We start from the raw sequence: 3,462 nt of genomic DNA, 5'->3' as shown, positions 1-3,462 counted from the left end.
ATTCCAGCGGAACCTGGACGGTTACTACAGATTCTATAGGCCAGGGATTTCATTATTATTCTTTGGTTATAGACGATGTAGCAGTAGCCGATCCTGCCAGCGAAACCTTTTACGGAATGGGTAGAATGGCAAGTGGAATTGAAATTCCATCCCGGGAGGGAGAATTTTATGCCCTAAAGGATGTACCGCACGGGGATGTGAGGATAAGGCGTTATTTTTCAGAAGTAACTAATAGCTGGCGCAGAATGTATGTCTACGCTCCTCCGGGTTACGACGCTTCAAATGAAGATTACCCGGTGTTATATTTATTGCACGGTGGAGGTGAGGACGAACGCGGCTGGTCTACCCAGGGACGTGCCGATCTAATTCTGGATAACCTTATTGCCGAAAACAAAGCAGAACCTATGCTGGTGGTAATGATGGATGGAAATTTGGGTTCCCGTGATTCTTTTCAGCAATCACTTCAAACTTTTGAGAAGGAACTGAAGCAGGCAGTAATTCCGTTTGTAGAAAATAATTATCGTGTGGCAGCGGGTGCAGAAAACAGAGCCCTGGCCGGACTTTCCATGGGTGGACTTCAAACTTTATACGCCGGTATTCGAAATACCGATCTTTTTTCTCATTTAGGAGTTTTTAGCTCCGGCTGGTTTACAGACAATCCAGAACTTACCAGGCCGGAATATGCTTTTATGCAAGAAAAAGCCGCTACAATTAATAACAACCTGGAGTCTTTCTGGATTTCTATGGGTGGTGAAGAAGATATAGCTTATAACAATAATAAAGCGATGATGGCCAAATTTGATGAGATGGGAATAAAGTACGATTATAGTGAATATCCCGGAGGGCATACCTGGCCTGTGTGGCGGCACAACCTGTTTTCTTTTGCGCCGCTCTTGTTTAAGTAAGGAGATTTTTCTGAATAGGCTAATCTAATATTTAACATTTAAAATACTTATTATGAAACACTATAAATTAATACTCGTTCTAAGCTTAGGCTTTTTGTTCCACCCCGGAATTGCACAGAGTCAGGAGAGGAACAATGAGGAAGAGTTTAAACCCTCCCCGGTAAATCAGCCGGGTAGTGAATATCCTATGGTTAACGAGAAAGGACAGGTTCGCACACAAATATCTGCTCCTGAAGCCAAAAAGGTTCAATTGGATATTGGCGGGGTGAAATACGATATGGAGAAGGATGAAGAAGGAGTGTGGACAGGTGAATCGGCACCGCAGGATGAAGGTTTTCACTATTATCAGTTAAACATAGATGGAGCTTCTGTTCCAGATCCCGGAAGTCTCTATTTTTACGGCGCAAATCGCTGGGGAAGTGGTATTGAAGTCCCTGCTCAGGATCAGGAATTCTTTGCTTTAAAAAATGTTCCGCAAGGTAAGGTTGAACAAATCCTTTTTCCGTCAAAAAGTACCGATACTTCGCGGCGAGCTTTTGTTTATACTCCACCCGAGTATGATTTGGAACCACAGAAAAACTATCCGGTTTTATATTTACAACATGGATATGGTGAAAATGAAACTTCCTGGCCCAATCAGGGTCGCGCCAACCTTATTATGGATAACCTGCTGGCAGAAGGAAAAACAAAACCTTTTATCCTAGTGATGACTTATGGCATGACCAACGAAATAGAATTTGGAGGTTTAAAAGACTTCGATATCAAGCCTTTTCAAACGGTGTTGGTAGACGAATTAATTCCTTATATAGATACTCATTACAGAACAAAAGCCAATAAAGAAAACCGTGCAATGGCTGGCCTTTCTATGGGAGCTTTTGAAACAAAACTTATAACCCTAAACAAGCCTGATGTGTTTTCTCACTACGCGCTGTTTAGTGGAGGTATTTATGAACCGAAGGAACTCCAGGATAGAACCAAACCTGAATTAATTTTTATTAGTACCGGAAGTAAAGAAAGACCTGATGCCGTGAAAAGTGCAGTTTCTGAATTGCAAAAGGAAGGTTTTAATGCGGTTTCATACATTTCTGATGGAACTGCGCACGAATTCCATACCTGGCGTCGTAGCTTACACCAGCTCGCTCCGTTATTATTTCAAGCTGAGGATTAAATTATTGACTCTTTTTTATAATTAATTAAGCATGTTTTTGTTTTTGCCGGTAATTTGTTGGAGGCATTCCATACAGGTCTTTAAACCTGGTTGAAAATTTTGACGTGCTGGAAAAACCAACTGCGTAGGCTACTTCAGCTATATTAATATTTTTGGAAATCAGTAAATTGGCAGCTTCTTTCAGCCTGATATTCGTGATTAATTCTCCAGCTGATTGGTTGGTGAGCTGTTTTAATTTACGATAAAGATGAACCCGACTTATACCTAATTCTGAAGCAACCATTTCTACATTTAAATTTGGATTGCTTATATTATTATTTACAACTTCCATAAATTTTTCAACCAGGGTTTCATCACCAGATTTTAGATCTATATGCTTAATTTTCTCTTCGTGTAATTGGTTTCCGGAATAAGTGTTCTTTAAAACATTCCTGTTTTTAATGAGATTTTTTACCGTCTTTTTTAAGATATCTATATTAAAGGGTTTGTTGATATAAGCATCTGCACCTATTTCCAGCCCTTCCAGGTTGGTTTCCTTATCGGTTTTACCCGTTAAAAGAATTACAGGGATATGATTGGTATGAATATTCTTTTTGATTTTTCTCGTAAGCGTTATACCGTCCATTTCGGGCATTACTACATCACTAATTATTAAATCGGGAGCGTTTTTAATCACCTCGGGAAGAGCTAATTTTCCGTTTTCTTTTTTTATAATGTTGTAATGGTTTTGTAATTCTATAGCAATATAATTTCTTATTTCATCATCATCATCAACTATTAAAACGGTAGGTTTATTCTTTTCTGAAGTACTTTTTACTTCCTCTCTATTAGGAATAATATGTATGGCACGAGTTTCTTTGTTGGGATAGGAAGTAGCAGAGGTTTCTTCAGCAATCACACTATCTTTTAAATGATCTTTTCCAAGCGGTGCGCTAATTATAAACTTACAACCATCCTGGTTCTTATTATTTTCAACTTTAACGGTGCCGTGGTGAAGTTCGGCTATAGATTTGGTTAAATGTAGACCAATTCCTGTACCTTCAAACTGTCTGCTTTCCTTATTAGAGACCTGGTAGAAACGGTTAAAGACGTTATCTAGTTCACTTTCTTTAATGCCAACGCCATTATCCTTTACAATAATGTAAAATTGATTCTTATTTTCATTAGTGCCTATATTCACTTCAATAGTTCCATTTTGGGGAGTGAATTTTATAGCATTGGAAATTAAATTCTGAATTATCTTATCAAAATGATTTGGATCTATATAAGCTGTTATTTCTGAATCTGGATGATTAATCTCGAACTTGATTCCGCGGCTTTCAATCTGGTCGTCAAAAAGTGAAGTTATAGATTTTACAAAACCTATTATTTCAGTTTTTTGAAATTTCA

Annotated in this window: 3 protein-coding genes; 2 read left to right on the top strand and 1 reads right to left on the bottom strand. The window is 38.3% G+C overall.

The genetic code is table 11. The features are described 5' to 3' along the window. On the top strand, positions 1 to 905 hold a 905-nt coding region (locus AACZ30_RS13480; protein WP_339650003.1), incomplete at its 5' end, for an alpha/beta hydrolase-fold protein. 52 nt (positions 906 to 957) lie between these two features. Then, positions 958 to 2,073, top strand: coding sequence for an alpha/beta hydrolase-fold protein (locus AACZ30_RS13475; protein ID WP_339650002.1), 1,116 nt, complete (start codon positions 958 to 960; stop codon positions 2,071 to 2,073). 25 nt (positions 2,074 to 2,098) lie between these two features. Here the strand turns inward: AACZ30_RS13475 and AACZ30_RS13470 are convergent. Further along, positions 2,099 to 3,462: ATP-binding protein (locus AACZ30_RS13470; protein WP_339650001.1), on the bottom strand; the 1,364-nt coding region annotated here is incomplete at its 5' end.

This window comes from uncultured Salegentibacter sp. (assembly GCF_963972535.1).
Taxonomy (GTDB): Bacteria; Bacteroidota; Bacteroidia; order Flavobacteriales; family Flavobacteriaceae; genus Salegentibacter.
This window is presented reverse-complemented; position numbering and strand designations above follow the sequence as displayed.

Excerpts from the sequence above, each read along its gene's own strand:
- AACZ30_RS13475 (WP_339650002.1), top strand. The coding sequence starts at position 958 with ATGAAACACTATAAATTAATACTCGTTCTAAGCTTAGGCTTTTTGTTC.